General features: G+C 75.9%; 3 protein-coding genes and 1 pseudogene. All 4 read left to right on the forward strand.

Annotation, left to right across the window (positions count from 1 at the left end):
- The first annotated feature begins 60 nt into the window (after positions 1 to 60).
- Positions 61 to 1,020, forward strand: coding sequence for an ABC transporter ATP-binding protein (locus AB0J52_RS32180; protein WP_500186586.1), 960 nt, complete (start codon positions 61 to 63; stop codon positions 1,018 to 1,020).
- A complete protein-coding gene (locus tag AB0J52_RS32185; protein WP_500186583.1) occupies positions 1,010 to 2,110 on the forward strand; it encodes an ABC transporter ATP-binding protein in 1,101 nt (366 codons plus the stop codon). The genes AB0J52_RS32180 and AB0J52_RS32185 overlap by 11 nt, the downstream gene beginning before the upstream one ends.
- Before the next feature lie 96 nt (positions 2,111 to 2,206).
- Positions 2,207 to 3,076: a spermidine synthase gene (locus AB0J52_RS32190; protein WP_500186584.1), complete on the forward strand. Its 870-nt coding sequence runs from the start codon at positions 2,207 to 2,209 to the stop codon at positions 3,074 to 3,076.
- A gap of 163 nt (positions 3,077 to 3,239) precedes the next feature.
- Positions 3,240 to 3,593, forward strand: a pseudogene (locus AB0J52_RS32195) (hypothetical protein); the annotation flags it as partial.

Consider the following 3,593-nt stretch of genomic DNA (forward strand, 5'->3'; position numbering starts at 1 on the left):
ACGGCCGAGGTCGTCGAGACCGTCCCGGCCGCCCGGCTGCTCCTGCGGGTCGCGTTCACCGTGCGCGGCCGCGAGGTGCGCGCGGTCAACGGCCTGAGCTACACGCTGGCGGCGGGGGAGACCCTGGCGGTCCTCGGCGAGTCCGGGTCGGGCAAGAGCGTCGCGGCGCAGGCCGTGATGGGCATCCTCGACACCCCGCCCGCGCGGATCACCGGCGGCTCGGTCAGGCTGGACGGGACCGAGCTGCTCGGCCTGCCCGACCGGGAGCGCCGCCGCGTCCGGGGCGACCGGATCGCGATGGTGTTCCAGGACGCGCTGACCGCGCTCAACCCGGTGATCCCGGTCGGCGCGCAGCTGGCCGAGATGTACCGGGCGCACCGCGGCACCGGCCGCAAGGAGGCCCGCGCGAAGGCCGTCGAGCTGATGGAGCGGGTGGCGATCCCGTCCGCGGCGACCCGGCTCGGCGACTACCCGCACCAGTTCTCCGGCGGGCAGCGGCAGCGCATCATGATCGCGATGGCGCTGGCCCTGGAACCGGACGTGCTGATCGCCGACGAGCCGACGACCGCGCTGGACGTGACCGTCCAGGCGCAGATCATGCGGCTGCTCGCGCGGCTGCGCGACGAGCTGGGCATGGGCCTGGTGCTGATCACCCACGACCTCGGCGTGGTCGCGGGCATCGCGGACCGGACCGTCGTCATGTACGCGGGGACGGTCGCCGAACGCGCGTCCGCCCGCGAGCTGTACGCGCGGCCCGCGCACCCGTACACGGTCGGGCTGCTCGCCTCGGTGCCGCGGCTCGACCAGGACTCCGGCCGGCTCGAGCCGGTGCGCGGCGCGCCGCCGGACCCGTCGGCCCTGCCGTCCGGGTGCCCGTTCCGGCCGCGCTGCCCGCGCGCCGAGGCGGTGTGCGCGGAGCAGGAGCCGCCGCTCGTCGCCGTCGCGCCGGGGCACGAGGCGGCCTGTCACTTCGCGGCCGAGGTGTACGCCGGGCAGACGGAGGTGGAACGTGCCGAATGAGCCGGTGACGGGGGAGCCCGCGGTCGAGGAACCCGCGGCCGGGGAGCCCGTGGTCGGAGAGCCCGCGGGCGGGAAGTCCGTGGGCGAGCCGATCCTCCAGGTGGACGGACTGGTCAAGCACTACCCGGTGACCCGGGGCGTGGTCGTCAAGCGGGCCGTCGGGACGGTCAAGGCCGTGGACGGCGTGGACCTGGAGCTGCGCCGCGGCGAGACGCTCGGCGTGGTGGGGGAGTCCGGCTGCGGCAAGTCGACCCTCGCCCGGCTGCTGCTCGCCGACGAGAAGCCCACGGCCGGGACGGTCCGGTTCGACGGCCGGGAGATCTTCGGCCTGCCGCGCCGGGAGCTGCGTGCCCTGCGCCGCCGCGTCCAGATGGTGCTGCAGGACCCGTACTCCTCGCTCGACCCGCGCATGACGGTCGGCGACATCGTCGCCGAGCCGTTCGCCATCCACCCGGAGGTCGCCCCGAAGGGCGAGCGGCGGCCGCGCGTGCGCGAGCTGCTGGAGCTGGTCGGCCTCGACCCGGGCCACGTCGACCGGTACCCGCACCAGTTCTCCGGCGGGCAGCGGCAGCGCGTCGGGATCGCCCGCGCGCTCGCGCTGCGCCCCGAGGTGGTGGTGTGCGACGAGCCGGTGTCGGCGCTGGACGTGTCGGTGCGCGCGCAGGTCATGAACCTGCTCGCCGACCTGCAGCGCGAGCTCGGCCTGTCGTACGTGTTCATCGCGCACGACCTGGCCGCCGTCCGGTACGTGTCGGACCGGGTCGCCGTGATGTACCTGGGGAAGATCGTCGAGACCGGCACCGCGGCCGAGATCTACCGGAACCCGACCCATCCGTACACGCAGGCGCTGCTGTCGGCCGTCCCGGTGCCCGACCCGGAGGCGCCGCCCGCCGCGATCGAGCTGGAGGGCGAGCCGCCGTCGCCGATCGACCCGCCGTCGGGCTGCCGGTTCCGGACCCGCTGCTGGAAGGCCGCCGACGTGTGCGCCGAGAAGGTGCCCGAGCTGGTGGTCCGGGACGGCTCGGGGCACCCGAGCGCCTGCCACTTCGCGGCGGCCCCGGCCGTCCCGGAGGCGCGGGGCACGGCTTAGGCCGGGCCCACCGGGCTCACCGGGCACGTCCGAGGCCGGGGCGCACCGGGCACGCCTCGGGGCTGGGGCTCGCCGGGCACGCCCTAGGCTGGGCGCATGGCGCGCAAGGGCAGCAGGAGCGGGGACGGGCCCCGCGCGGACCGCTACGAGATCGACGGCGGCGAGGCCGAGCTGCTGCGCGACGCCGACCGCGACGGCGGCTGGGTCCTGCTGGTCGGCGGGGTCCCGCAGTCGTACGTGGACCTGGCCGACCCGACCCATCTCGACTTCGAGTACATGCGGCTGATGGGCGACGTGGTCGACTGCCTGGGCGCGCCCGGCGAGCCGTTCGACGCCGTGCACGTGGGCGGCGCGGGCTGCACGCTGCCCCGCTACGTCGCCGCGACCCGGCCCGGCTCCCGGCAGGTGGTGCTGGAGCCGGACGCCCGGCTGGTGCAGCTGGTCCGGGAGCAGCTGCCGGTGAAGAACGTGCCCGGGCTGAGGATCCGGATCACCGACGGGCGGTCCGGGCTCGCCGCGGTCCCCGACGGCGCCGACGACCTGGTGGTCCTGGACGCCTTCAGCGAGGCGTCCATCCCGGTCGAGCTGACGACCGCGGAGTTCACCCGCGAGGTCGCGCGGGTGCTGCGGCACGGCGGCGCCTACGTGATGAACGTGGCCGACGGGTTCCGGCTGCCGTTCGCGCGCCGCGTGGCCGCGACCGTCCGGGAGGTGTTCCCGCACGCGCTGCTGCTCGGCGACCCCGGGGTGCTGCGCGGACGCCGGTTCGGCAACCTGATCCTCGTGGCGTCCCGGGTGCCGCTGCCGGTCGCCGAGCTGACCCGGCGCGCGGCGGGCGGGGTCTTCCGCGCGCGGCTGCTGGAGGGCGAGGACCTCGCCGCGTTCGCGGCGGGCGCGGCGGTGCTGCGGGACGGCGAGGACGTCGCCGCGCCGGCGCCGCCGCCGCAGGTCTTCGGCAGGTCCTGACGTCCGGTTCCGCCCGCCGCCTTCCGCGGTGGGAGGGGTGGGCGGTTCGGCCGCCGGAAATGACCGGGTGGCCATTTCCAAAGAATGGCCGGACGGCCGATTTTCAGGAAACTCCAAGGTCATATCGCCGCGCCGGGAACCGGCGATGTCCCATAATCGAGCGATGGAGTCGTCCACCAGGATTCTTCTGCTCGGCCTGGACTCCGCGGGCGGCGTGATCCAGTCGGACCGGAACGCCGAGGCGCTGCTCGCGGGCCGTCCCGGCGGGCTGCGCGGCGCGCTGCTGGAGGACGTCGTGCCCGGTGGCGCGGCGCCGCTGGCCGAGGCGCTGCGGTCGGGCCGGGAGCGCACCGTCATGCTGCCGGTCGGCTCCGCCGCCGAGCTGGAGTCGGGCGTGGCGCGCGAGGCCGTGGTGACCGTCCACCCGATGAGTCCGGTGGCGCCCGGCACGTCCACGTGCCCGGCCGCGCTCGCCGTGATCCGGATGCCCGCGCCGCTCGCCGACCGGTTCGTCGAC

The organism is Spirillospora sp. NPDC049652, from assembly GCF_040675125.1.
Classification (GTDB): Bacteria; Actinomycetota; Actinomycetes; order Streptosporangiales; family Streptosporangiaceae; genus Spirillospora.